The following is a 22,054-nucleotide window of genomic DNA, read 5'->3' as shown; positions in this document are numbered from 1 at the left end:
TGCAGCTATTTTCAGGAAACGGCATACCTGCTGTTATAATTTAGCTAATCTTCGTGCTGGATTCCCAGAGTTTTAACGTATCGCATAAAAAAGTCATGATCTTCTGTCTTAAGATAGCCCATGATCTCTGTCATGGCTTTCTCGTCAATTTTAATGACTCTTGTTATGTTGTCGTTTTATGCGGCCATCATCTGATATAGCTCAGTCAGTAGTTATAATGATTCTGTTAACTTACCACCGGTTAGATTTCTGTCTGGGATCTGAAGACTGGTTGTGCTAGTATTACCATCATCATTTCGTACGATAGTAAGAGAAGACAAGTGCTTTGTATATAACTAACATACACAACAGCTGATTTGGCGACACTTTGAGATATAATACATGAATCTTATCTGTGAAAAGGCCGAAGGCTAGCAGCAGACCGACCCTTTTTAACTCCCCTCTTTCAATAACAGCTGCCGTTGATACAGGTAATCCCCGTCAGGATTTCTGCAGACATCAAGCCACACGACGAGCTTGACGCCATTATACTTGGAGCGGCAGGACAAGAGATCCAAAATGGGGACGTGCTTGTCGTTGCGCACAAGATAGTGTCAAAGGCAGAAGGGCGTCTGGTCAGCCTTGCAGACGTCAAGCCTTCAGACAAGGCTCTCAGGATGGCAAAAGAGCACGGCAAAGACTCTAGAATAATGGAATTGATACTGAGGGAGTCTGCGCAAATCCTGAGGGCAAAAGATGGCATTATCATATCGGAAACAAAGCATGGCTTTGTGTGCGCAAATGCCGGCGTGGACCAGAGCAATGTGGAAGGCGATTCAGCTGTATTGTTGCCAATCGACCCTGACAGGTCTGCAAGCAGGCTCCGGGACGCAGTAAAGAAAAAAGCAGGAAAAGAAATTGCAGTCGTTATCACCGATACTTTTGGCCGGCCTTTCCGGGAGGGCCAGACTAACATCGCAATTGGAGTCGCTGGCTTGGACCCCATCAAGAGCTACGTCGGGTCGCGCGATATGTACGGCAGGAAGCTCAGGGTGAGCGAGATCGCGGTGGCAGACGAAATGGCATCGGCGGCAGAGCTTGTAATGGGCAAGGCTGAAGGCGTGCCTGTAGCAATAATTCGTGGGTATAAATTTGAAAAATCAGCAAGCTCCTCTGCCAAGGCATTACAGAGGCCAAGAGAGCGGGATCTTTTTAGGTAACAGAATTCGTTATTCTATAATTTTTTCTAGAACAAGGTATCGTGACATATTATTAACGTGTGTTGTCCATACAAAAAGAAGACAGACTTGACATCATCTATTACTACTACAACTTCGAGTATCTTGATAAATCCGCCTGCCAAGAAGCATATATTGTCCTGCTTTTTGACGACGTAAACAACCTTGATGCGTTAGTAGCAGACTATATCAACGAGGGATTGAAGAGAGGGCAATTCTGTGTTTATGCATCTGTTTATCTACGGGATGGTCGCCATCATATGGAAAAGCTCTCTATCTTGATTGACGATTACAAAGAAAATGTGCGTAAAGAAAATTTGCTGGTCGTTGACCTTGCTCCACTGTGCTCTGATTGGAGACGTGGGGCCATTTGAAGAAGCAAAGAAACTATTTGTAGAAAAGGCAAAAGGGCGAGCAGACAAGCATGTGCGCTTTGTAGGCGATGCAACAGGGTTTCTATTCAGGAACTGCATTTTGACGAATGCGCAATGATTGAGGAATGGTGGCAAGAAAAGCCTTTTGAAGGGTCGTACATCTGTCCATTTCAAAAAGCGCTGTTCCAATCTCATCCTCATGCCCGTCATGCAAAACACACGGTTATGGCAACACATGATGTTGTCGTAGACTTGTCTGAAACGCTAACCGGATAAAGCGTACCTGCACCAGAAATCAGCAGCTGCAGCAGAAAACGGGAGCAAACCGGCTCGTGGAGAGGAGGAGCAATGATGAAGAAGACAAGCAACAATAATCTTTTGCATGCATCGGATAGGCAACACCTGATGCTATTGTATGACAATGAAAGCGAGCGCCATGCTGCAGAGATAGCCTGCATCAATGAAGCGTTAAAGCTAGGCGAATACTGCATGTATGCTTCGGTCGATTTGCACGACAGGAACTTTGCATCCAAACTAGCTTCCAAGATCCACGACTATGATAGGCACATCAAAGAAGGCAACCTCTGGCTTGTAGACTTTATGCCTTTCTACGAGTCTGCGCTGAACGCCGACCTGATGCTTTTCAACGAGCTTAAGAAACAGATCGAGGCCAAACTGAAAGGCAGAATTGCCTCTAGAAAAAGCAGCAAGGTGCTGATCGTAGCTGATGCAGCTTGCAACTTAACCAAGCACATGCAGTTTGATGAATGCATTGCATTGGAAAGCTGGTGGCAGGAGACCTACATAGAATGGGCGAGAAGGAATCTCGACATCACCATAATTTGCGCCCACCCATCTCTTGTACTGGAACAGGATTATCACAGCAAAAACCATATATCGCAATCACACTCGCTGACCATTGACCTGCAACAATTCTCAAAACCAATAATAATCGGGAATCGCACAAGAGGTGTTTACAAACCAAAAGCCAGCTCGATCCGCATACTTGTCGCAGAGCCCGAGCCTGATATGCAGACGGTATACAAGGAATATCTTGGCTCGTTGCCTATAGATGCTGTAATTGCGCGGAATGGGAGGGAGTGCCTCGAACGTATCCTGACGCCGGGTAGCAAAGAGCGTTTTGACATGATCATTATCGACAGCCATCTGAAAGACATTAACTGAATAGAAGTAGCAAAGAAAATACTCGAGAAGATGCCTGATCAGGACGTTGTCCTTACAACTACGCATGACCCAGATGCTGTCCGTGCGCATTTGCAGTCTGACCTGTTTGACTCGAGTGCCGCTCCCCACATACTGGTCAAGCCCTTCAGGTTCTCACAGTTGCTTGCGCTGATAAGGCCGTCAGAATCACGACTCAATTAACCCCATCCAATCCCTAACATTTAATATCATGATCCTACAATTTTACCACGTTCGCAGAATATGAGTGCCTCACCTACAACAAAGTCAATTGATGTCAGGGGGCTTTACTGCCCAGAGCCTGTATTCCGCACGAAAATGGAGATCGAGCGGCTCAAGATAGGCGACACCCTCAAGGTGATCGCAGACGACCCCGAGTCCGAGGAGGACATTTCAAGGTGGGTCAACCGCAACGGGCACCAGCTCGTATCGCTCACCAAATCAGACAAGGACCTTGAATTCGTGATAAAGAAGGCGAAATAAGAAAATGACAGCAGTCGCAAGACCAGACATCGTAGAGCGGATCGGGCAGACGCCGCTGGTGGAGCTAAAGTCATTTTCAACCAAGAATGTAAAATTCTTTGCAAAGCTAGAATGGCACAACCCGTTTGGCTCTGTCAAGGACAGAGCTGCGTACTGGATGATAAAGGACGCAGAAAAGCGCGGCGTCCTAAAAAAAGACAAGAGCATCATCATCGAGCCGACGTCTGGCAACACAGGTATTGCACTGACCGGCATTGCAAGCGCTCTTGGCTACAAGGTGGAAATAGTCATCCCAGAAAAGGTGAGCGAAGAAACAAAGAACATCTTGCGCCACTTGGGAGCAACGCTGCATGAAACCTCTGACGACCTGTGCCCGCGCGTGGGCGCCGGCACCGACCAGAGCATCGCGCTGGCAAAGGCAATCTCAAAGCCAAGGCCCGATATCTATTATATGCCAAACCAGTACGAGAATGACGCTAACTTTCTTGCCCACTATGAAAGCACCGGACCCGAGATCTGGAAGCAGACAAATGGCACTGTCACGCATTTCCTGACAGGATGCGGAACCGGGGGTACGATAACCGGTGCTGCCACATACCTGAAGGAAAAGAACAAGAACGTCCACATCATTGCGGTGCAGGCGCAAAAGAACCACCTTTTGCAGGGCCTGCGCAACTTTGAAGAGTCGTCTATGCCAGAGCTGTTCAAGCGCCGCGAAAAAGTTGTCGACGAGTGGATGACTGCAACCAACAAAGACTCATTTGATGCTGTCAGGCAGCTGGTGGAAAAGGAGAGTATGCTGGTAGGCCCGTCGTCAGGCTCTGTCATGACGTCGATGCTAAAGGCTGCCCAGAACCTTAAGAGCGGAGTTATTGTCGGCATTTTCGCTGACGATGGCAGGAAGTTCAAAAGCCTTTACACCCAAGAGAACGTCCTGAGCGAGCAGGAGTACGATCGGGCGCTCAAGAACGCCAAACACATGTCAAAGCTGGCCTATAGCCTATAATTAATTTTCAGTATTATATGTGTAGAAAAGCAATGTCTGCTCGTACAGGGCAGGCAGAGTACATGTCAGAAGTTCCAGACGCAGACATAAATACCGAGCCGGCCATCGAAGGCAGGCCGCTTGATATCCCAGCAGCAACAAGTACAGCAGTTGACAATTCTTATGTCTGGGATGAGATCTTGATATCGCTGATAATAATGGCCGGCACTGTCGCCGTCTACTATATTGTGCGGTATTTCATCAACAGGGCAGCGGAATCGCTAGCCATAGAGAGGGGCCAACTAAAAGGCATCTATTCTATAACAAAATTAATCCTGCTCGTCATAGCAATCACGATAATAATCTTTCAGTTCTCGTCCTTGAGCGGCGTTGCAGCCGGGGCAATCAGCATCGTGGCAGGCACAATCATCTGTTTTTCCTCAAGAAACACCATAAGCAATGCATTGCCGGAATACTGCTCCTTGCATCAAAGCCCTTCAAGATTGGTGACAGGATACGCACATCTGATGATGAACGGTATATCGGCGACGTCATTGAAATCATGATACTGTACACAAAGATCAAAACGATAAGGAACGAGCTTGTGACGATACCGAACCAGACGCTCCTGCAAAGAGAAATAATAAACTACAGCGGGATGGACGTGCTGGCGATATCTGTAGAAATAGCTCTGACCTATGACAATAACTGGACCGCCATGGAAAAGCTCTTGGTAGATTCGGCGGCCGGAACCGACGGGATAATAAAGAGCCGCCGCCTTCTGTCATGCTCAAGAGGTTTGACCAGTATGCCGCGGTCTATGAGCTGAGGGCTTTTACGAACAGGCCCAATGAGCATCTGCAGCTCCAGTCCGAGATCCGAAAGAATGTATATGATGCATTCAAGTGTCGCGGCCTTGACATAACCGTGCCGCAGGCGCAGCTGAACAAGGATGCTGATGCTGCTAAAAGCATGCAGTTCAAAGACAGCCTGACATAGAGGCTAACTACTTCTACTTTTTGATGTGTTTTCTCTCCGACAACCATCTCTCGACGTCAATCGCGGCCATGCAGCCAAAACCTGCCGCGGTCACAGCTTGCCTATACCTGTGGTCATGGACGTCGCCGGCCGCAAATACCCCGTCAACGCTCGTCTTTGTATGTTCCTTCAGGATGACGTAGCCCTTGTCGTCCAGCTCTAGCTGTCCCTTAAAGATCGAGGTGTTAGGCTCATGCCCGATCGCCACGAACAGGCCGCCAGCCTTGATGGTCGTTTCCTTGCCGCTGGCAACGTTCTTGACCATGACAGTTGCGACTTTGCTATCGCCCTTGATGTCATACACGACATTGTTCCAGATGAACTCGATCTTGGGATTCTCCATCGCCTTTTCCTGCAGGATTTTGCTTGCGCGCAGAGTATCGCGCCTGTGCACTATCTTGACGGACTTGCCAAACTTTGTGAGGAATGTTGCCTCTTCAAGAGCCGTGTCGCCCCCGCCCACGACTACAATGTCTTCTCCCTTGAAGAACGGACCATCGCATGTTGCGCAGTACGACACTCCTCTCCCGCTGAACTGCTGCTCTGCCGGGATGCCAAGCTTGCGCGGCGAAGCGCCGGTGCACACAATGACTGCTTCGGCAGTATAGGTTTCAGAATGGGTCGTGATCGTGAACGGCCTTTTCTTAAAGTCGACCTTGATGACTTCGTCATCGACGATTACCCCGCCGAACCTCTCTGCCTGCTGGCGCATGTTCATCATGAGCTCGGGGCCAAAAATGCCATTTGGAAAGCCAGGATAGTTTTCAACTTCACTCGTGGTCATGAGCTGGCCGCCGGGCAGGGTGCCAGATATGATCAGAGTTGAGAGTTTGGCCCTTGAAGTATAGACTCCTGCAGTGTATCCTGCCGGGCCGGAGCCGATTATCAATACGTCGCAATGCTTCCGGTTGCCGCCAGAGCCTGACTCGTTTTCGGACAACAGGGTGACAATTCCATGACCTCTTAATAATCCGTTCGGAATAGCTTCGAACTGCATGAATTGCAAGGAGGTTGTGAACAACACACAAAAATTCTGCGCGCCGATTCATGCAGCTAAAAACTTTCCTTGACCGATCTGTTGTTCTTGTTAAATTTACTAGCCATCTGTCTATGGTGAGCGCAGAGTGCTCCTTTTTCAATCAAATATATCAGTTCTTCCTGCCAGTGGGCGTTGTAGAGCATGCAGCTTTTCTCCTTGCAGAAAAGCTCCCCGTCGGTGACAAAAAAGAACAGCGCCTGCAACGTGTATATCGCGGCGGCTGCAGTCATCATCTTGTCGTCGCCATAGTCTATAAACCTGCCGGCAAAACGCTTTTTCAAATTTGTATCCACCGCCACCCCTCCAAGTTGAGCGAGGTAAAATTCTCTTGGTTTTGCCGGCCCTTCTACAATGCCTGCCGTAGAAATGAGCGAAGGCGAGCCGCAGATAACTGTGCGCGCGTGGTAGCGCCAGTCGTCTTCACTAAAAGTGCATGCCAAAAGGCTGGTGAATATGAGATGCATGTGATCTGCTTCTGCGGCAGAGATCGTCTCTGCAAATATCCTCTGCAGAGCAAAACCGTCGTATATCGGCGGCATCATCGCCGTGTCGCTAGTTTTTTGTCTTGGCTGTTTTTCGAACGGCTGCTTGATGTCCGCTATCCTTGCCAGCTCGATTCTTCGCTCGTCGTACTTGAATGCCGGCCTCACGTCTACTTTGCAGCTTGGAAAGATCTTTGTAATTTCGCCAGCTACTGCCTTGGCGTCAATCGAGACATCATCTGAATAGACATGGATAAAGCGAAAATTCAAACAAGAAAAAAGGAAAGGATGAAGATAAAAGGTTATTACTTGACCTTCAGCTTGGGCGGATTTTTGGCAGTCTATTTTTCTGTTGAAAACTTGTAAATTCTCCTAGCCGTTTCAATTTTTCAACTCTCCCATTATGTTCAATAGTTTATAACTTACAAGAGTATAGATGATCTTATCGGCAACTTCAATGTCATTGGAAAAGATGACCTATTGCACTAAATGCAAAGACACTGTTGTCATTAGCAATGCAAAATACACTCGGCTGGCTAACAACAGAGCTATCATTGAAGGCTTTTGTTCAAGGTGCGGCGATCATCTAATTAAGGCAAGCATCATGCCAAAAAGCTTTACGCTAAAAGTAGGAAGGAAATGAAAAAAGCAGCAAGATAATAAAAGGTCGCGGCTTGGCACCATTTTAAGCTGATGCAGCCGCCGCAGGCACATCTTTTATCTCTAGTCTTGCTAGTATATCTTCCATAGTTTGTTCATCTTCAAGTTCATCTTTCAATAATTTCAACGCCAATTCATAGGTGCCATGATCCTTGTCTTTTGTTGCATTGGCTAAGTCATTGTACAATCCAATTGCCACTCTTTCAAATTCCAATGCCTTTTCAATTGCACTCCTAAGTGAAAGGAATCTTTTCGGTTGAAGTCTTCCAACTCCATTTTCCTGCTCCCATCTAGCGGGATCGTCAGTTGGGTTTGTCCCAAGTTCCATTAGTCTCTCATTCACTTCCTCTGCATGCCCCAGCTCTTCCTTTGCTCTTTCTTCAAAGAAATCCTCAAACAAGACTCCAATGCCCTCAATGTTGTTAGCCACATATTGAAAGTAATGAAATGTTGACATCTCAAAGGCATATGCTTTGTGGAGCATTGCCACAGTACCATCTGCACCTGGTCCAGCTATTTCTAATGATTTTTTTCCCATGCTATGCGTCTGGCATTTTTTGCTTTTTACGCTTATCGATATTTTCTAATAGTTTTACAGTTCATTTTAAAATAATAACATTCTGAGAGCATAGACAGTGATCCGTTCTCGTTCCGACTAGCTATTGGATCTTTATTCCTCAGCGGATGATGTAGTAGTCTGCTCTACAGATGTTTCAACAGATTGTTTTCTTCTAGGAAGCTCTAGACCAATAACACCCATCATAGAATCTCCAATTGGTTCAAAAATTGTTCGAAGAGAGTTTTCGTCATAGAAGCGAGTGATTTCATTCAGCTTTGCTTCAATTTTTTTTTGCTCAATCCTAAGTAATACATATCTTGCAACAAGCGCTTTTACTTCATCCGCTTTATCTTGGGGAATTATATGCTTAGATTCCATATCTTTGATCTATCCTCCTCACTAAGGTGCATCCTTGAGGACAACTATTCCGCCATACTTAAGTTGCACTTCGTTTAAAGCAAACTTCATCTGATCCATGGGATCAAGAATAGCATCAGTATTGTCGCAAATAAAAACAGGCAGCATTAGTTCGGGCTCTTCCAAATCGATTTCTTTCTCAACGATCAACGATCTATCAGTAGTTTGTTTAAACACCCTGGGGTTATTTTGTTCCAATTAGGCTCGCCTAATTAGGACAGACGAATTGTATTTAAACAATTTGAAAATAGAAGTCTGATATTATACTATGCAATGATCTATATTTGCTACTACTACCCGTAAAGAAATAATAGAACAGGAACAAGGCTATTTGCTACAATTGAGAATTATTGCCACAAATAGTGGCATCTGTAGTAACTGCAAACACTACAAGATTGCCTTATTTCCAATATTTAAGGAAGTAAACAAGTATGAATACATATGCCAAGATTGCTTGATGAAGAAGTAGTGATGAACGTCATCAAGCATTTTTTCATCGACATCTGTCATTTTAATTTTTGACAAATTCCCTAGCCATGATAATAGCTTTTGAAAAAGAAATAGAATAATACGTCTCATGACGTATTATTCTAGAGCTTACTTCTAGAGGTTAATTTTGGTGGATTTGACATCTCCTTCAGCTTGCCAAGCGCCACTTCGGCGGCCTTCTTTCCTGACAGAAGCATCGCGCCAAACGTCGGGCCCATCCTTGGCAGGCCGTGCGTCTCGGTGACTGACATGCCAGCCGCTATCAATCCTGGGAAGACCTCGCCGGTATAGTTGACCACTGCGTCCTCGCTTCCTTCAACCCACATCGGATCCATGCCCTTCCACTTGACGTAGCCGCGGTCCATCAGGCGCCTGACTGCTACCGAGTCGTGGCCTGAAGCGTCGATCACAAGCTTGCTTTCCAACGCCACCGGATCGACGCAGGTGATGTTCCTTGGAAGTGCCGACACCGGCATCCAGTTCACCACTACTCCGCTGACGCGCTTGTTCTTTAGCACAAGGTCGTCAAACTTGGTCAGCTGCAAGAATCGCACGCCTGCGTCGCATGCCGCGCTTATGGACTTGCTGCACGCGTTAGGGCCCCATGTGGCGTAAAGCCCCTCACTTATTTTTCTGTACGGCACGCCCAGCTCGTCCCATACCTTTTGAGCCGGCGCCCTTACGGTCACCGGGTTCATCATGTAGCCGCCGACCCAGTACCCTCCGCCGATGTAGTTGTTCTGTTCTATGATAAGCGTCCTGACGCCAGCCTTTGCCAGGTCCCTGCCTGCTGTAAGGCCGGCCGGGCCGGCGCCGATGATTATAACGTCAGAATCGGTATACTCTCTCATGGTCTCGTTGAACATGTCTGCAATGGTTCTCGTGATTTCTTTCTCGCTCACGTCAGCGAATATCTTTGCCATATGAGGTATTGTCTTATGATGGGTATTAATAGATTATCAGCTAGGCGAAAACATGCTGACGAAATTAGCGTAGGCTTCCCTTATCTTGAACTGCTTTGGTGGGTTCTTGAAGCCATAGGCGCTGATCACTTCAGACGCCTTGCTTACTTTGGCCTTCTTGGCTGTTGTTGCTGCCCTGACGACATCCAAAAGCACGTTGCCGGCGTTCGCTCCGTCGCTTGTTCGCAGTGTCAGATCCATAACGATGCTGCTGCCAAGGAACCCTTCGCTTGACATCCAGTAGTAGCTGTTGCGCGAGTCACCCAGAAAATCTGTGTATTCGGTCGTCCCCGCCACCGACTCGAACTTGTAAGGCGCCTCCATGCCTATCGAGCCGGTCTTCATGCCGCGCTTGAGCATCCTGATCCGCTCATCCATCGTGTTCTTTGTCTCTGCGCTCCCGCCTACGTCTAGCTGGTAGCTCTTCTTTATGTGAACGCCGCGCTCTACCATAAAGTCGATCATGCCCTTGTGAAACGCGGTTCCTCCAAACTGGCTCAGAAGGTCGTCACCTGCAAGCACAAGCCTGCTTGATGCAAATTTCTTTGCCAGCGCCGGGTTGGTCGCGATCTTTGCCGGTGTCGCATTGACAAACGATACCCGCGCCGCAAGCGCGGCTTTTGCGTATTCCAGCGATGTCTTGTCCATGCCAGACGAGATGAGGTTTAGGGCAACCTGCGCGCCGGACTTTTTCAACTCTTTTGCAAATTCGTCCGGCGATGTCTTGACCGGCCTTTCGATCTTGTCATTGCTGCTGTCAGCTAAGATGCCGGGGCTGATGGTGATCTTCAAATCCTTTATATCATGATATTTTCTTGTGCTCTCGACCGCTACTTGAGAGAGATTCTTGCCGACCTTGGCCGGGTCGATGTCAAAAGCTGCAACCACCTTAACGTTTGACGGCTTTAGCCCTGCCACCTTCTGGTGCCAGAGCCCGATGGTGTTCTTGCCGTTGCTGTAATAATCAACCCCTTGTACAAAAGTTGCGCCGACGTTGCCAACTCCGATGACGGCGACCATGATATCCCCTGCCATACTAGGCTATGCAATAAAATGTGTAGATTTAATCTTTTGCCGGGGGCTTGGCAACGCCGCTTCCGACGCTGTGGTCGATCTTTGTTATTAGGTCGATGAGATCCGACTTGTGCGCGTTGAGGTATTCTTGGCCTTTGTCCTGCAGCCTTATCTTGTAAAGCCTGAGGTCCCTGTGCGCATCAAAGAACTGCTCCATCATGGCACTTCCGTGCTTTGCAGGGCTGATGAGCTCGTCAAAGTATTGTAGTGTGCTTGCAAGGTCGCCTTTTTCAATTGACTCTTTTGCTTTGCCAAGAACTTCCTTGATATCTTTGAGCTGCTGCACCGGGGCGGAGACCTGCTTGCTGCTGAAAAGCCCTGTGCGCTTGGTCACGCCGACCTTGTCTGCAATCTCCTTTGGAAGCTCATAGTATTCTTCCTTGCCGGTAAAGCTCTTCCTCTCATGCTTTATCACGAGGCCCTTCATGGCAAGGCGCATGAGCGCGTCTTCGATCTCTACTTTGTCCATGCCAGTGACCCAGACTATCTTGCCGACATAGTCGTAACCCTGCCTTATGGACTCGAGCACTACCACTTCGACAATCCTGCGGAAGCCCTCCTCTGCACGCGCATTTTCAAAGTCCCTGTCGCGCACGGCCTTCCGCGCGTTCTGGATGTCTATTTCTATCGAGCGCTTGAGCGCGTCCAGACCCTCGTCCACCTTGCCGCTGAGCGTAAGGTAACATGCCTTGTTATACCATGACATGCCGTCGTTTGGGTTGATGTCGATGGCCTTTTCGCAGCACTCAATGGCCTTTTCATAGTTCTTCATTTTGTAGTAAGCGAGGCCCTTGAGGTTCCATGCCTCGGCGTTATTGACATCAGTCTCTAGCGCCCTGTCGTAAGAGCGGATGGCAACAGTGTATTCACCTAAGTGAAAATGGGCATACCCTCTCTTGATCCACGCGTCGACGTACTGCGAGTCGAGTCTCAGTGCAAGATCAAAGCTCCTGATAGCGTCTAGGAACTTTTCGTTAGACATGTGGTTTAGGCCCTTCTTGTAGAGGTCCCGCTTTTGAAAATCATTGTCGTTATAATCGGGTTCCCTCCTGCCTTCGGAAGGGGCATCATCATCCTTCTTGTCGTCCCTTCCAAACAATCTGCCCATCAATTATAATGTGTCTCGATTCGCAGATAAATAGATTATGATATGTCATGAGGCTTTTATAGCCTGCATGCCATGATCTCTCTGCACACACATATGAGCGAGAGCAAACCCGACAAGATAGAGTTCAAGATGCTTGACTATTCAACGATCGACGGCGACACCGTATCGTTCAAGCTTGAAGACGGCACGATTGTGAAGGTGAAGGTAGGAATAGAGAGGGTCGGAGTGGCCACCAATTACCGGAACCCTGACGGCTCGCTGCACTACGCAGTAAACACTTCTGTCAAGGTATATGTGATCCCGCATGACAAAAGGTTCACGCTGCCAAGAAGCCAAGTGAAAGGCCAAGCGCCGCTGCAGCAGGACGATAGTAGTAGCGGCAAGCGCCCACCGAGCCATTTCGCATAAATCTACTTACATTCCATAATTATAGAGGCTAAATAAACTCCTTTTTTATCTGATGTTGCGCCGGCTTGCGACCATATATGATGGCCAAGCATATAACAGCAATCCTGCTGGCCGCACTCGTTGCCGCTTCCGGCGCTGCCGGGTTGTTTTACTTTGCAGGCGCTCAGGAACAAGCAGAAATCACAGTTGTTGACAATCAACCCCAGCCGGGATCTCAAATTGATGTCGCCGGCAGCAACAACTTGGCTAATTCCGATGTTTCGATTTACTCTATTTCTACAACAGCGACAGTCCAGAACCAGAGCAACCAGACCTTGCCAGAAAGCAACAACATCACTGCAACAACTCAAAACCAGACGGAGGACGATGACAACAACAACCAGACTGCGACAAACGGAGGGGCAAGCGTGCGAGTTGAAGAAGCAGAGGCAGAGCCGGGCGAACCACTTGCAATCAGCGGAGACGGCTTCCAGCCAAATGTGCTCGTTCAGATCTTCATAAACAACGTCCAGATTACAAACATAATAACAAACGTAGAAGGATCTTTTAACACCTTAGTCGTTGTGCCTACGACAGTGACTGCCGGCAGCGCACAAGTGACGGTCAGGACGGAGCAGACTAACATTTTCAAAAATGTGAACATCGTGCAGCCTGACGAACGGGACAAAGAGCCTGCGACTGTGCGCTTTACCTCGGTGTCTGCCACCGACAACGCGCGGGCGCTTAGGGGCGCGCCTGTCGCCGTGTTTGATGCAGGCAGCGACCAGATGGTAGATTCCGGCGAGACTCCTATGAGCCTTGAGCTTGAGGAAGGCACGTACTCTGTGTTCTACTCTGACTTTGGCAGCTTTGATTTCCAGTCTGCACAGCCGGGTAGGTGGACAGACACGCCTGACGGCGGCTCCGGGCTGATAACCGTCAGGGAAGGCAGGAACGCTACGGTGACTGCGATGTACAGCGAACTGCCGTCGCCTCCGCCGCCTCCAAGGGAAACCGTGAACTCGATCACACTTCGAGCGCAGGACACCGACGGAAATGTCCTAAATGGTATGTTTGCCACGGTCTATGACGATAACGGCACCAAGGTAAAACAGGAGTTCACTCAGCTTCAAGTCGGGAACCTTCCCCCGGGTACGTATCGTATATTCTATGCTAACTTTAACGATCTAGTGTTTGTGAGCGCATCGCCGGGCAGCTGGGTCCAGACCCCGTTTGGTGGGACAGGGGTTGTGATCATACCTGACGACGGCAAAGACCACCACGTGGTAGTGACTGCAACGTACGACAGGATGATCACCAATGCACATGAGCAATTCAACATTCGCGCTCCGCTTGACATTGGGGGCGACATATTCACTATAACGTCGAACAAGACGCACCCTGAAGGTCCGTTTATCATGTCCGGCTCATTTGGGCTCAGGGTAACCGACGAAGACCCACTGCGCGCAAGCTTATCAGCACACATTGTGTCTGTAAGGGGAGACTCGAACGAAAATGTGAACTTGCCGTCGCAGAAAAGCAGAGACCATGATACCCTTCAGATAGTAGACCTAGATCCGCAGGTGGCAAGGCCCGTCGGAGCCAACAGCTACATCGTTTCAGGGACTGCAGACCTGCTGCTAAACGGCAACATGTACTCTGACGACGAAAGGATTCAGGTCATGGTGAGGGGAGGCGATGACCTGACGCCGACCAACATCGAAATAGAGTTCCAAGGTGAGCATAACAATTCAGCGGCCCACAGGCTTGAAACGCTGTACGGCGCGGTGACCTCTGGCTTCCAGTAGGATATATCCAAGGCGGGTCCTGCCCGCACCTCAATTTTCATATCAAACTTTAAATCCGCTCTAAAAAGTACGCTTGTTATTGCAAAAACTTGCCCTGATAAAGCTGGGTGGCTCGGTAGTCACGTTCAAGGACAAGCCGCTTGCCGCCAACACTGGCGCTATAGACGGCATCTCGCGGGTTCTGGCACAGCTGAGCACGCCGGCCATAATAGTTCATGGCGGAGGCTCGTTTGGTCACTACTGGTCAGTAAAATATGATATGCACACCAAGCCGGCTGGCTACGACCCGCACGGCGTTTCTGTGGTGCACGAATCCATGATCGCACTCAACCAGATAATCATAAATTCAATGATACGGGCGGGGCTCAACCCCTACGGCATGCCTCCGTCTGTGTTTGCGGCAGGCCACAAACCAGTCGCTGCAAAGATAAAGCAGATCTACACAATGGCAAAGTCAGAGGTGATGCCGGTGACGTTTGGCGATGTCGTGCACATGGAAGGCAATAAATACTCCATACTGTCTGGCGACGCGCTCATGACCATGCTGGCAAAGGTTCTGCGGCCATCAAGGGTGGTCTTTGCGACCAATGTCGATGGAATCTATAAAGACATGGCAAGCAGAGAGCTCATGAGAGAGATAAGGGTGACAACAGGCAGGAAGAAGAGATCGATCGAATTCTCCAAGGCATCAGGTGCCGATGTGACTGGCGGTATGCAGAGAAAGGTCGCAGAAGCATTTAAGATTGCATCCCGCGGAATGGACGTATTGATGGTAAACGGGCTGATGCCAGAGCGCATCGCAGAGGCAGTGGTAGAAGGCACAAGACTGCAGGTGGGTACGGTGGTAAAGGGGAGCAGGAGATAGTAGTAGTTTGCCAGACGCCTCTGATGTGCCTTCAGACATTGAAATTATCAAGCAGCGCAAAAAGGACGGAATAGACATACCGCTCCAGAAAGATGTGCAAGCCAAGACCACCTCGACTTACCTAGAATACGTCAGACTGGTGCACAACGCGTTGCCCGAGCTTGACTATGACGACATCGACACTTCGACAACGTTCCTTGGCAAAAAGTTCTCTGCGCCAATCATTATCGATTCCATGACTGGCGGGACTGACGAAGCCACGGTCATCAACGGCAGGCTGGGCGAGCTTGCGGAAAAATATGGCTTTGGCATGGGGCTTGGAAGCCAGAGGGCCGGCCTCAAGAGCGAAGAGCTTGCTGCCACCTATTCGATAGCAAGAAAGAACGCACCAAATGCATTTCTGATAGCAAACATTGGCGGCGCGCAGCTGGCCAAGGGGCTCACGATAGATGAAGCCAGGAAGATTGTGAAGATGATAAAGGCAAACGCGCTGGTGGTGCACCTGAACCCGCTGCAAGAGCTGGTACAGCCGGAAGGCGAACCGCGCTACAAAGGCGTCCTTGGCAAGATTTCCGACCTTGCAAAGACGATAGATGTGCCGGTGATTGTCAAGGAGGTTGGAGCCGGCATTTCACGGGAAGTTGCGATAAAACTAGAGATGGCAGGCGTTGCCGCAATAAATGTTGCCGGAGCGGGCGGCACCAGCTGGGCCGGCATTGAGAAGATGAGGGCGGAAGCAATGAAGGATGACCTCAAGCGCCATCTTGGCGAGATGTTCTGGGACTGGGGCATACCCACTGCAGCCAGCCTGATAGAGACGCGCAGGGCGGTCAAGCTGCCGCTCATTGCATCCGGTGGCCTGAGAAACGGGCTTGAAGTCGCAAAATGTGTCGCGCTTGGCGCAAGCATGGCGGCCATGGCATACCCGTTCCTCCGAGCTGCGTCGCAGTCGCGTGAAAGCCTGTTTGCATTTGCCGATACGATCCTTGCAGAGCTTAGAAGTACAATGTTTCTTGTTGGTGCCAGAAACATCAATGCACTTGCCAGCTCAAGATATATATTGACAGGAGCGTTAGCACAGGAGGTTAGTAGCCGTACATGAAGGCAAGCAGCATCAAAAGCGAGCTGGAATCTTATGCTTCTACCGTAAACGAATTCCTCCTCCGCTCACTTGAGGGCAAGCCAAAGGAGCTCTATCAGGCATCATCGCACCTGATACGCACAGGCGGCAAGCGTCTCCGGCCGTTCATGGTGATCAAGAGCTGCGAAATGCTTGGAGGCACGGTGAAGAGGGCGCTACCGGCAGCAGCCGCAGTAGAGCTCGTACACAATTTCACTCTGGTACACGACGACATTATGGACAACGACGAGATGCGGCACGGCACTGAAACCGTACACCGCTATTACGGCCTGCCGCTTGCGATACTTGCCGGCGACATTCTGTTTTCAAAGTCATTCCAGCTTATCACGTTTAACGGCAAAAAGGTTGGAATCCCTGAAAGCGACATCACCAACATGGTGGCTCAGCTTTCCCGGGCGTGCACTGAAATCTGCGAGGGTCAGGCTACCGACATTGGATTTGCATCGAGCACCAAGTTTCCTGGCGTGCAGCAGTACATTGACATGATTGAGAAAAAGACTGCAGCGCTCTTTGAAGTGTCGTGCGCGCTAGGCGCACTGTCAGCCCCAAGCCACATCACCCGTGACATCGAGAACCTATCGTCATTTGGCCGCAACATCGGGATCGCGTTTCAGCTGGTTGATGACCTGATAGGCGTAGTGGGCGATCCCAAACTGACGGGCAAGGCAGCCGGCAACGATATCAGGGAGGGAAAAAAGACATATCCCATCCTACTTGCGCTGAACAGCACCAAAGGTGAAAAGCGGGACAAGATCCTGAAAGTGTTTGGAGCAAAGGACAAGGCGTCAAGCTCTGATATCAAGGAGGCAGTCAGGATCATTTCCGATGTTGGGATAGACCAAGACGTAAGAAACGAGGCAAGGAAGTACATGAACGACGCGATAAAGGCAATAGAAGGCTATGGCGACTCTGACGCCAAAAGATCGCTCCAGTTTTCGGCAGATTTTGTAGTTGGCAGGAGTCTGTAGTATCTGTGCAGGTTGATGCGAACACCGAGAAGTTCATCAAAGTTATCGCGCTAAAGAACTCTATCGAGCATGAGGGCAAGGCGCAGGCTGACGCGGTAATCGCCAAGTTCGTCGGCTCAAGGCCAGAGCTTCGGAGTCAGATAAAGGCGCTGATTCCGGAGATCAAGGCGGTGGTGCAAAAAATAAACGCGATGCCGCTGGCGGCCCAAAAGTTGCTGCTAGAAGAGCTTGCGCCGGGAGAAACAGCAGCCGCCAAAAAGCAGGCAGGAGAGCAGCAGCTGCAATTGCCTCCGCTTGAAGGGGCAGTGCAGGGTCAGGTCGTCACACGGTTTCCGCCGGAGCCAAACGGCTACCCTCACATAGGGCATGCAAAGGCGGCAATAATTGACGAAGAGTACGCCCGCATGTATGGAGGCAAGCTGATCCTTCGCTTTGACGACACAAACCCGCTCAAGGAAAAGCTGGAATATTATGACGCCATAGCCGAGGGGCTTGAGTGGCTCGGAGTCAAGCCAGACATTGTCAAGAACACTTCCGACGATATTGACCTCTTACACAGCTACGGTAGGAAACTGATCGAGCTTGACGGCGCGTATGTGTGCACCTGCAGTCAGGACACCATACACGACCTGCGTGCAAAGGGAATTCCATGTGAGTGCAGGCGAGACCTTGCAACCGCGCTTGAAAGAGCGGAGAAAATGTTTGGCGGCTCGTACGACCAGAATGAAGCCATAGTGCGCTTCAAGGGAGACATGGCCGACCAGAATACTGCAATGCGCGACCCAACATTGTTTAGAATAATAGAAGGCGACCATCCAAAGTTGGGCAGCAGGGTGCGCGTCTGGCCGACATACGATTTTGCAGCACCTATAGAGGACAGCATTGATGGGGTGACGCATGCCATGAGGACAAAAGAGTACGAGCTACGCAACGCGTTATACTTTGCAATACTTGAAAGGCTAAAGCTAAGGAAGCCATACCTTATCGAGTTTTCAAGGCTCGAGTTTGAAGGGATGCCAGTTTCAAAGCGAAAGATAAGGCCGCTAATAGACAACGGCACGATAAAGAGCTGGGACGATCCGCGGCTCCCGACGCTTGCCGCCTTTCGCAAAAGGGGATTCATGCCAGAGGCAATACGCAAGTTTGTGCTATCTCTGGGCTTTACACTTGCAGAAACCAAGCCGCCTTTTGAAACGCTCGAAGCGTTCAACAGGAAGATAATTGACCCAATATCTCCAAGGCTGTTTTTCGTGAAAAACCCGATCGAAGTGCATGTGGAGGGCGCCCAAGAGACAGAAGTGGTACTCAAGAACCACCCGACTGACGCCAGTCTCGGGACAAGGAAGGTAAGGGTCAGGGACAGGCTCTACATTGCCGGCGACGACGCAGTCGGTCTCAAGACAGGCGACGAGATCCGGCTCATCGAGCTGTACAACATCAAGATAACCGGCGTCAGCTCGAAGAATGGCGGACGGGCTATAACAGCCAAGGTTGGAGGCGACGAGATTCGCCAGTTGATGCCTAAGATACAGTGGATTGCAAAGAATGATATAGTTGAGTACAAGGTAATGATTCCCAAGGCACTCTATATAGGTGAAGAGTACAACATGAACAGCCTCGAAATTGCGCGGGGTTTTGCAGAATCTTTCGTGTCCGGCCTAAAGCCGGATACACGAGTCCAGTTCGTGAGATTTGGGTTCTGCAGGATCGACGACAATCAAACCGCAATAATGACGCACAGGTAAAATGGCAAAATGAAGGTAGCAAGAATAAGGGACAGCAAGGTAAAGGAGACGTACGGCATTATTTCCGATGACGGCAAGTCCATTGTGACAAAGGCGGAAATACAGCAGCAGACAGGCATACCTGTACCGCCGAACATCAAGGATTTTATGTTCAGGGGATGGCTTGACGAAGTCAGGCAGCACAAGAACAAGCTGAAATACAACCACAAGGTGACCGATGTCGAGCTCTTGGTGCCGATACCAAACCCGCCAAAAATAATCTGCCTTGCATTCAACTATTATGATCATGCCCGCGACGCGGGGCTCACGCCATCGGACGAGCCGGTGATATTCATGAAGCCCCGGACTGCACTTAACGAGCCCTTCAAAGACGTCATATGCCCGTCGTTTGTGACACGCCTTGACTATGAAGCCGAGCTTGCAGTCATAATTGGCAAAGAAACAAAAAAAGTCACAGAGGAAGCTGCACTTGATTATGTCTTTGGCTACATGATCATGCATGATGTTTCTGCCCGGGACATCCAGTTTAAGGACAAGCAGTTCACGCGCGGCAAAGGCATCGATACATTCGCGCCCTGTGGCCCTTGGATAACCACCAAGGACGAGGTGGCGGACCCGCAGAACCTTCAGATAATTACCAAGGTAAACGACGAGATGCGGCAGAACTCGTCCAGCTCGAATATGGTTCTCCCGATAAGGAGGATAATTTCTGCTCTGAGCCGGACCATGACGCTAGAGCCGGGGGACATCATCTCGACAGGCACGCCTGCAGGTGTAGCGATGTCGATGAAAGAGCCCAAATACCTCAAGGACGGCGACGTGGTCGAAATCACGATAGAAAAGCTGGGCACGATCAGAAACCGTATAGTGTTCCAGTAACTTTAAAGCAAGTTTGGTCGCAGCCAAGATCGATTTACTACTTGACAAGGATGGTTTCGGCAAGGACGTTCTTTGCCCGCATGAACGAGGGCCGGAGCGGCTGGATGACAGAAGGGCAGCTGATAAAGGGGTGCAGAGAGTTCTTTGTGTCAAACGGCTACGACCAGCTGGAAGAAAACAAGATCTTTAATCGGGGCGAGCGGATCTTTAACTCGCTTTTGGTAGGCTCCAAGACGGCCGGCGACGACAATGACAAGGAGACCATTGTAGCCTATTTCCAGCCAAGAATGGACCGACACGACACCCGACTGCTGGGCCACCTTGAATCTATGCTCTACGATCTCCTTGACAACTATGAAAACACGAACCTGATGCTGGTCACGGACTCGTTGTCGTACACTCCAATTGTAAAGGTGGAGGAGCTGGGCGTGGCTATTGAGAACCTTATGGATGAGGGAATGTTCCTGCTTTTCCTTAACGAGAGGTCGGGCTATGCGCTCTTTGACGAGTTCCAGAAGCTGACGATGCCGATACCGGTGCCTGACTGATTGACTAGGGCCTTTTGCTCAACCTTGTTATTTCGCGCTCAAGCATCCTTGCATAGTACTCGTACGACTCGGCCAGCTTGCCCCTGACGTTGGCAAGCTGCATCGATAGGTTGAGCGCGTCAAGGCAGGTTTCAAGCGACCGCTCAGTCGCAAAGTTGTTCATGGCCTTGTTGAACTGGGCCATGATCTTTCTCTGCTCGTCGCTGTGCTCGTTTATGGTCTTTGTAAGCTGGTCTATTTCATCGCCCGAGCTTCCAAACCCTCTGTTCTTGAACCAGTCCGCCATATGTGTATGTGCAGAATTGGAGCTAAAATCCCATTAAAACCTGCCTATTATTGTCCTCCATCTGAACGGTTATTGTTACGCACCAACAATTAACAATGTAGTTTTTCACGAATAACGGCAGTAGTAACAGCTGAAACGACGAGTTTCGTCTTTTGACCGAAAATGCAGAAACGAGGAGGCGGCGGGAGCAGCTGCGAGACCAAGATATGTTTTCAGTCATTAAGGAACCTTATACAAAATTAGAGTCAGTAAGTTTGCTTCGCTAAACAAGTGCTTACAAATAGGATTTTTTGACAACTGGCAGATTGAAGGACAGTCATTTGATATTGCATTTAACCTCTACTATGTAATGCAAAAGCATGGCGCAGCCGTCTATACTCTAATAATATATCTTGAGGATGAAGAAGAGACGTTCGCTGGTTCCACTTATCTTTAAGAAAGATGCGATTCATTAGTGTTGATCTGGAGCGTCTTATAAGATAGTTAGGACAAAAATCTCCGATATTACGGTTTTTGCAGCTCTATGCGCATACCTTTAGAATGGTCAAAAATAGGTAACAAATGCTGCAAGGAGTGCCGACCATTGCTAGTCATTAATGGTAAAAATACCAAATCATTGTTTTTTCTGAAGCACACTCGCCAAGACGCATACTTTCATCTAAGGCAATAGGCATCGCGGATTCTATGTTATATCCGCAGCTTGCACATTGCATAGTTGAAGAAGACGCTGGAATTGGTTTAAGGTAAGAGGCGCACCAAAAGCAGCTGTCACAAATCACAAAGTAAACTTTGTCAGAGATTCTCTTTCTTCTGTCCGCTTCTTTCTTCTTGAGAGAATCAGCAATAATGAGAGAAGATTTGGACTCTACTATCTTGAGATTTGAAACATTATCTTGTCTAACTTTTGAGAGAATAACTTCAGCGGCTTGATTACCTATTATTTCGCAAAGGTAGTGTCCAAACTCTTCTTTATATTTTGCGAGTAAAACTGGGTCAAGACCGTATTTATGACGAATGCAATGTAAAATTAGCTTCCTTGATTCTTCTCCATATGGCTTTAGCGCTTCATCAATTGTTGCTATTATATTCTCAGATGAAGATAAGGTAGCACCATTATTATTGTCCAAGACGCCGTTTGCATAGAAATTTTTATCATTAACAAGGAACGTTGATTTTGCGTCATTATCTACGATAACGTCTCTTTTATTGGGGATAATCGACATTTCCTTTTTGCACTAACCTTCTTAATCATTTAAGGATTTGTATGATGTATTCGTATAATAAGAACATGAAAATTTCAACAGTTGCTTCTAACGACAGCTGCTATAACAATTGCC

The 22,054-nt window shown here is 49.0% G+C and carries 28 protein-coding genes; 18 read left to right on the top strand and 10 right to left on the bottom strand.

What is annotated here, in order from left to right; all coding sequences use genetic code 11:
- Positions 1 to 464: 464 nt before the first annotated feature.
- From cofE to NGAR_RS19090, 9 genes are all read left to right on the top strand, one after another.
- Complete coding sequence (cofE, locus tag NGAR_RS10215; protein ID WP_148681818.1) at positions 465 to 1,199, top strand: coenzyme F420-0:L-glutamate ligase; 735 nt, start codon at positions 465 to 467, stop codon at positions 1,197 to 1,199.
- A gap of 59 nt (positions 1,200 to 1,258) precedes the next feature.
- The gene (locus NGAR_RS10210) at positions 1,259 to 1,591 is read left to right on the top strand and encodes a DEAD/DEAH box helicase family protein (RefSeq protein ID WP_148681289.1); all 333 of its coding nucleotides are present in this window, start codon (positions 1,259 to 1,261) and stop codon (positions 1,589 to 1,591) included.
- 348 nt (positions 1,592 to 1,939) lie between these two features.
- Positions 1,940 to 2,776, top strand: a complete 837-nt coding sequence (locus tag NGAR_RS10205; RefSeq protein WP_148681288.1) for an MEDS domain-containing protein — start codon at positions 1,940 to 1,942, stop codon at positions 2,774 to 2,776.
- Between the two features lie 30 nt (positions 2,777 to 2,806).
- Positions 2,807 to 2,977 (top strand): hypothetical protein, encoded by a 171-nt coding sequence (locus tag NGAR_RS17590; RefSeq protein WP_015019642.1) that lies wholly within the window; start codon positions 2,807 to 2,809, stop codon positions 2,975 to 2,977.
- Between the two features lie 60 nt (positions 2,978 to 3,037).
- Positions 3,038 to 3,277 (top strand): sulfurtransferase TusA family protein, encoded by a 240-nt coding sequence (locus NGAR_RS10200; protein ID WP_015019641.1) that lies wholly within the window; start codon positions 3,038 to 3,040, stop codon positions 3,275 to 3,277.
- A 4-nt stretch (positions 3,278 to 3,281) separates the two neighbouring features.
- Entirely contained in the window at positions 3,282 to 4,283 is a 1,002-nt protein-coding gene (locus tag NGAR_RS10195) for a PLP-dependent cysteine synthase family protein (protein WP_015019640.1), read from the top strand.
- 32 nt (positions 4,284 to 4,315) lie between these two features.
- Positions 4,316 to 4,828 carry a hypothetical protein gene (locus tag NGAR_RS18465; RefSeq protein WP_015019639.1) on the top strand — a complete coding sequence of 171 codons (513 nt, stop codon included), beginning with the start codon at positions 4,316 to 4,318 and terminating at the stop codon, positions 4,826 to 4,828.
- Entirely contained in the window at positions 4,726 to 5,091 is a 366-nt protein-coding gene (locus NGAR_RS19095; protein WP_323444722.1) for a mechanosensitive ion channel domain-containing protein, read from the top strand. The genes NGAR_RS18465 and NGAR_RS19095 overlap by 103 nt, the downstream gene beginning before the upstream one ends.
- Positions 5,049 to 5,261, top strand: coding sequence for a hypothetical protein (locus tag NGAR_RS19090; protein WP_148681286.1), 213 nt, complete (start codon positions 5,049 to 5,051; stop codon positions 5,259 to 5,261). The genes NGAR_RS19095 and NGAR_RS19090 overlap by 43 nt, the downstream gene beginning before the upstream one ends.
- A 13-nt stretch (positions 5,262 to 5,274) precedes the next feature.
- On the opposite strand, the gene trxB is transcribed toward NGAR_RS19090, so the two are convergent.
- Positions 5,275 to 6,324, bottom strand: coding sequence for a thioredoxin-disulfide reductase (gene trxB / locus NGAR_RS10180; RefSeq protein ID WP_015019638.1), 1,050 nt, complete (start codon positions 6,322 to 6,324; stop codon positions 5,275 to 5,277).
- Positions 6,325 to 6,353: 29 nt separating this feature from the next.
- Positions 6,354 to 7,091, bottom strand: coding sequence for a DUF6775 family putative metallopeptidase (locus NGAR_RS10175; RefSeq protein WP_015019637.1), 738 nt, complete (start codon positions 7,089 to 7,091; stop codon positions 6,354 to 6,356).
- A 166-nt stretch (positions 7,092 to 7,257) separates the two neighbouring features.
- Between NGAR_RS10175 and NGAR_RS19360 the strand changes: the two genes are divergently transcribed.
- Positions 7,258 to 7,464, top strand: coding sequence for a DUF5679 domain-containing protein (locus NGAR_RS19360; protein ID WP_407637176.1), 207 nt, complete (start codon positions 7,258 to 7,260; stop codon positions 7,462 to 7,464).
- Between the two features lie 42 nt (positions 7,465 to 7,506).
- Here NGAR_RS19360 and NGAR_RS10170 read toward each other — a convergent pair whose 3' ends face one another.
- The 6 genes from NGAR_RS10170 to NGAR_RS10145 all read right to left on the bottom strand — a co-directional run bounded on the left by NGAR_RS10170 (position 7,507) and on the right by NGAR_RS10145 (position 12,090).
- Positions 7,507 to 8,019: a ferritin-like domain-containing protein gene (locus tag NGAR_RS10170; protein WP_015019635.1), complete on the bottom strand. Its 513-nt coding sequence runs from the start codon at positions 8,017 to 8,019 to the stop codon at positions 7,507 to 7,509.
- A 132-nt stretch (positions 8,020 to 8,151) separates the two neighbouring features.
- Complete coding sequence (locus NGAR_RS10165) at positions 8,152 to 8,418, bottom strand: hypothetical protein (RefSeq protein ID WP_015019634.1); 267 nt, start codon at positions 8,416 to 8,418, stop codon at positions 8,152 to 8,154.
- Between the two features lie 21 nt (positions 8,419 to 8,439).
- Complete coding sequence (locus NGAR_RS10160; protein ID WP_015019633.1) at positions 8,440 to 8,655, bottom strand: hypothetical protein; 216 nt, start codon at positions 8,653 to 8,655, stop codon at positions 8,440 to 8,442.
- A 392-nt stretch (positions 8,656 to 9,047) separates the two neighbouring features.
- Positions 9,048 to 9,869: a sulfide-dependent adenosine diphosphate thiazole synthase gene (locus NGAR_RS10155; protein WP_015019631.1), complete on the bottom strand. Its 822-nt coding sequence runs from the start codon at positions 9,867 to 9,869 to the stop codon at positions 9,048 to 9,050.
- A 36-nt stretch (positions 9,870 to 9,905) separates the two neighbouring features.
- Positions 9,906 to 10,943, bottom strand: a complete 1,038-nt coding sequence (locus NGAR_RS10150; protein ID WP_015019630.1) for a myo-inositol-1-phosphate synthase — start codon at positions 10,941 to 10,943, stop codon at positions 9,906 to 9,908.
- Positions 10,944 to 10,971: 28 nt separating this feature from the next.
- Positions 10,972 to 12,090: a tetratricopeptide repeat protein gene (locus NGAR_RS10145; protein ID WP_228369352.1), complete on the bottom strand. Its 1,119-nt coding sequence runs from the start codon at positions 12,088 to 12,090 to the stop codon at positions 10,972 to 10,974.
- Between the two features lie 93 nt (positions 12,091 to 12,183).
- Here NGAR_RS10145 and NGAR_RS10140 point away from each other — a divergent pair, with 93 nt between their 5' ends.
- From NGAR_RS10140 to NGAR_RS10105, 8 genes are all read left to right on the top strand, one after another.
- A complete protein-coding gene (locus NGAR_RS10140; protein ID WP_015019628.1) occupies positions 12,184 to 12,498 on the top strand; it encodes a hypothetical protein in 315 nt (104 codons plus the stop codon).
- 77 nt (positions 12,499 to 12,575) lie between these two features.
- Positions 12,576 to 14,285, top strand: a complete 1,710-nt coding sequence (locus NGAR_RS10135; RefSeq protein ID WP_015019627.1) for a hypothetical protein — start codon at positions 12,576 to 12,578, stop codon at positions 14,283 to 14,285.
- A 79-nt stretch (positions 14,286 to 14,364) separates the two neighbouring features.
- Positions 14,365 to 15,150 (top strand): isopentenyl phosphate kinase, encoded by a 786-nt coding sequence (locus NGAR_RS10130; protein ID WP_015019626.1) that lies wholly within the window; start codon positions 14,365 to 14,367, stop codon positions 15,148 to 15,150.
- A gap of 7 nt (positions 15,151 to 15,157) precedes the next feature.
- Positions 15,158 to 16,252 (top strand): type 2 isopentenyl-diphosphate Delta-isomerase, encoded by a 1,095-nt coding sequence (fni, locus tag NGAR_RS10125; protein WP_228369152.1) that lies wholly within the window; start codon positions 15,158 to 15,160, stop codon positions 16,250 to 16,252.
- Positions 16,249 to 17,259 (top strand): polyprenyl synthetase family protein, encoded by a 1,011-nt coding sequence (locus NGAR_RS10120; RefSeq protein ID WP_015019624.1) that lies wholly within the window; start codon positions 16,249 to 16,251, stop codon positions 17,257 to 17,259. The genes fni and NGAR_RS10120 overlap by 4 nt, the downstream gene beginning before the upstream one ends.
- A 5-nt stretch (positions 17,260 to 17,264) precedes the next feature.
- Entirely contained in the window at positions 17,265 to 19,004 is a 1,740-nt protein-coding gene (locus tag NGAR_RS10115; protein WP_015019623.1) for a glutamate--tRNA ligase, read from the top strand.
- 9 nt (positions 19,005 to 19,013) lie between these two features.
- The gene (locus tag NGAR_RS10110) at positions 19,014 to 19,883 is read left to right on the top strand and encodes a fumarylacetoacetate hydrolase family protein (RefSeq protein ID WP_148681284.1); all 870 of its coding nucleotides are present in this window, start codon (positions 19,014 to 19,016) and stop codon (positions 19,881 to 19,883) included.
- Positions 19,884 to 19,924: 41 nt separating this feature from the next.
- The gene (locus NGAR_RS10105; protein WP_015019621.1) at positions 19,925 to 20,431 is read left to right on the top strand and encodes a hypothetical protein; all 507 of its coding nucleotides are present in this window, start codon (positions 19,925 to 19,927) and stop codon (positions 20,429 to 20,431) included.
- A 4-nt stretch (positions 20,432 to 20,435) separates the two neighbouring features.
- On the opposite strand, the gene NGAR_RS10100 is transcribed toward NGAR_RS10105, so the two are convergent.
- Positions 20,436 to 20,717: a hypothetical protein gene (locus NGAR_RS10100; RefSeq protein WP_015019620.1), complete on the bottom strand. Its 282-nt coding sequence runs from the start codon at positions 20,715 to 20,717 to the stop codon at positions 20,436 to 20,438.
- Between the two features lie 593 nt (positions 20,718 to 21,310).
- Positions 21,311 to 21,940: a hypothetical protein gene (locus NGAR_RS10095; protein ID WP_015019619.1), complete on the bottom strand. Its 630-nt coding sequence runs from the start codon at positions 21,938 to 21,940 to the stop codon at positions 21,311 to 21,313.
- Positions 21,941 to 22,054 lie beyond the last annotated feature (114 nt).

The sequence above is a fragment of the Candidatus Nitrososphaera gargensis Ga9.2 genome (assembly GCF_000303155.1).
Taxonomy (GTDB): domain Archaea; phylum Thermoproteota; class Nitrososphaeria; order Nitrososphaerales; family Nitrososphaeraceae; genus Nitrososphaera; species Nitrososphaera gargensis.
The sequence above is the reverse complement of the archived record's forward strand: the minus strand, read 5'-3'. Positions and strand labels throughout refer to the sequence as shown.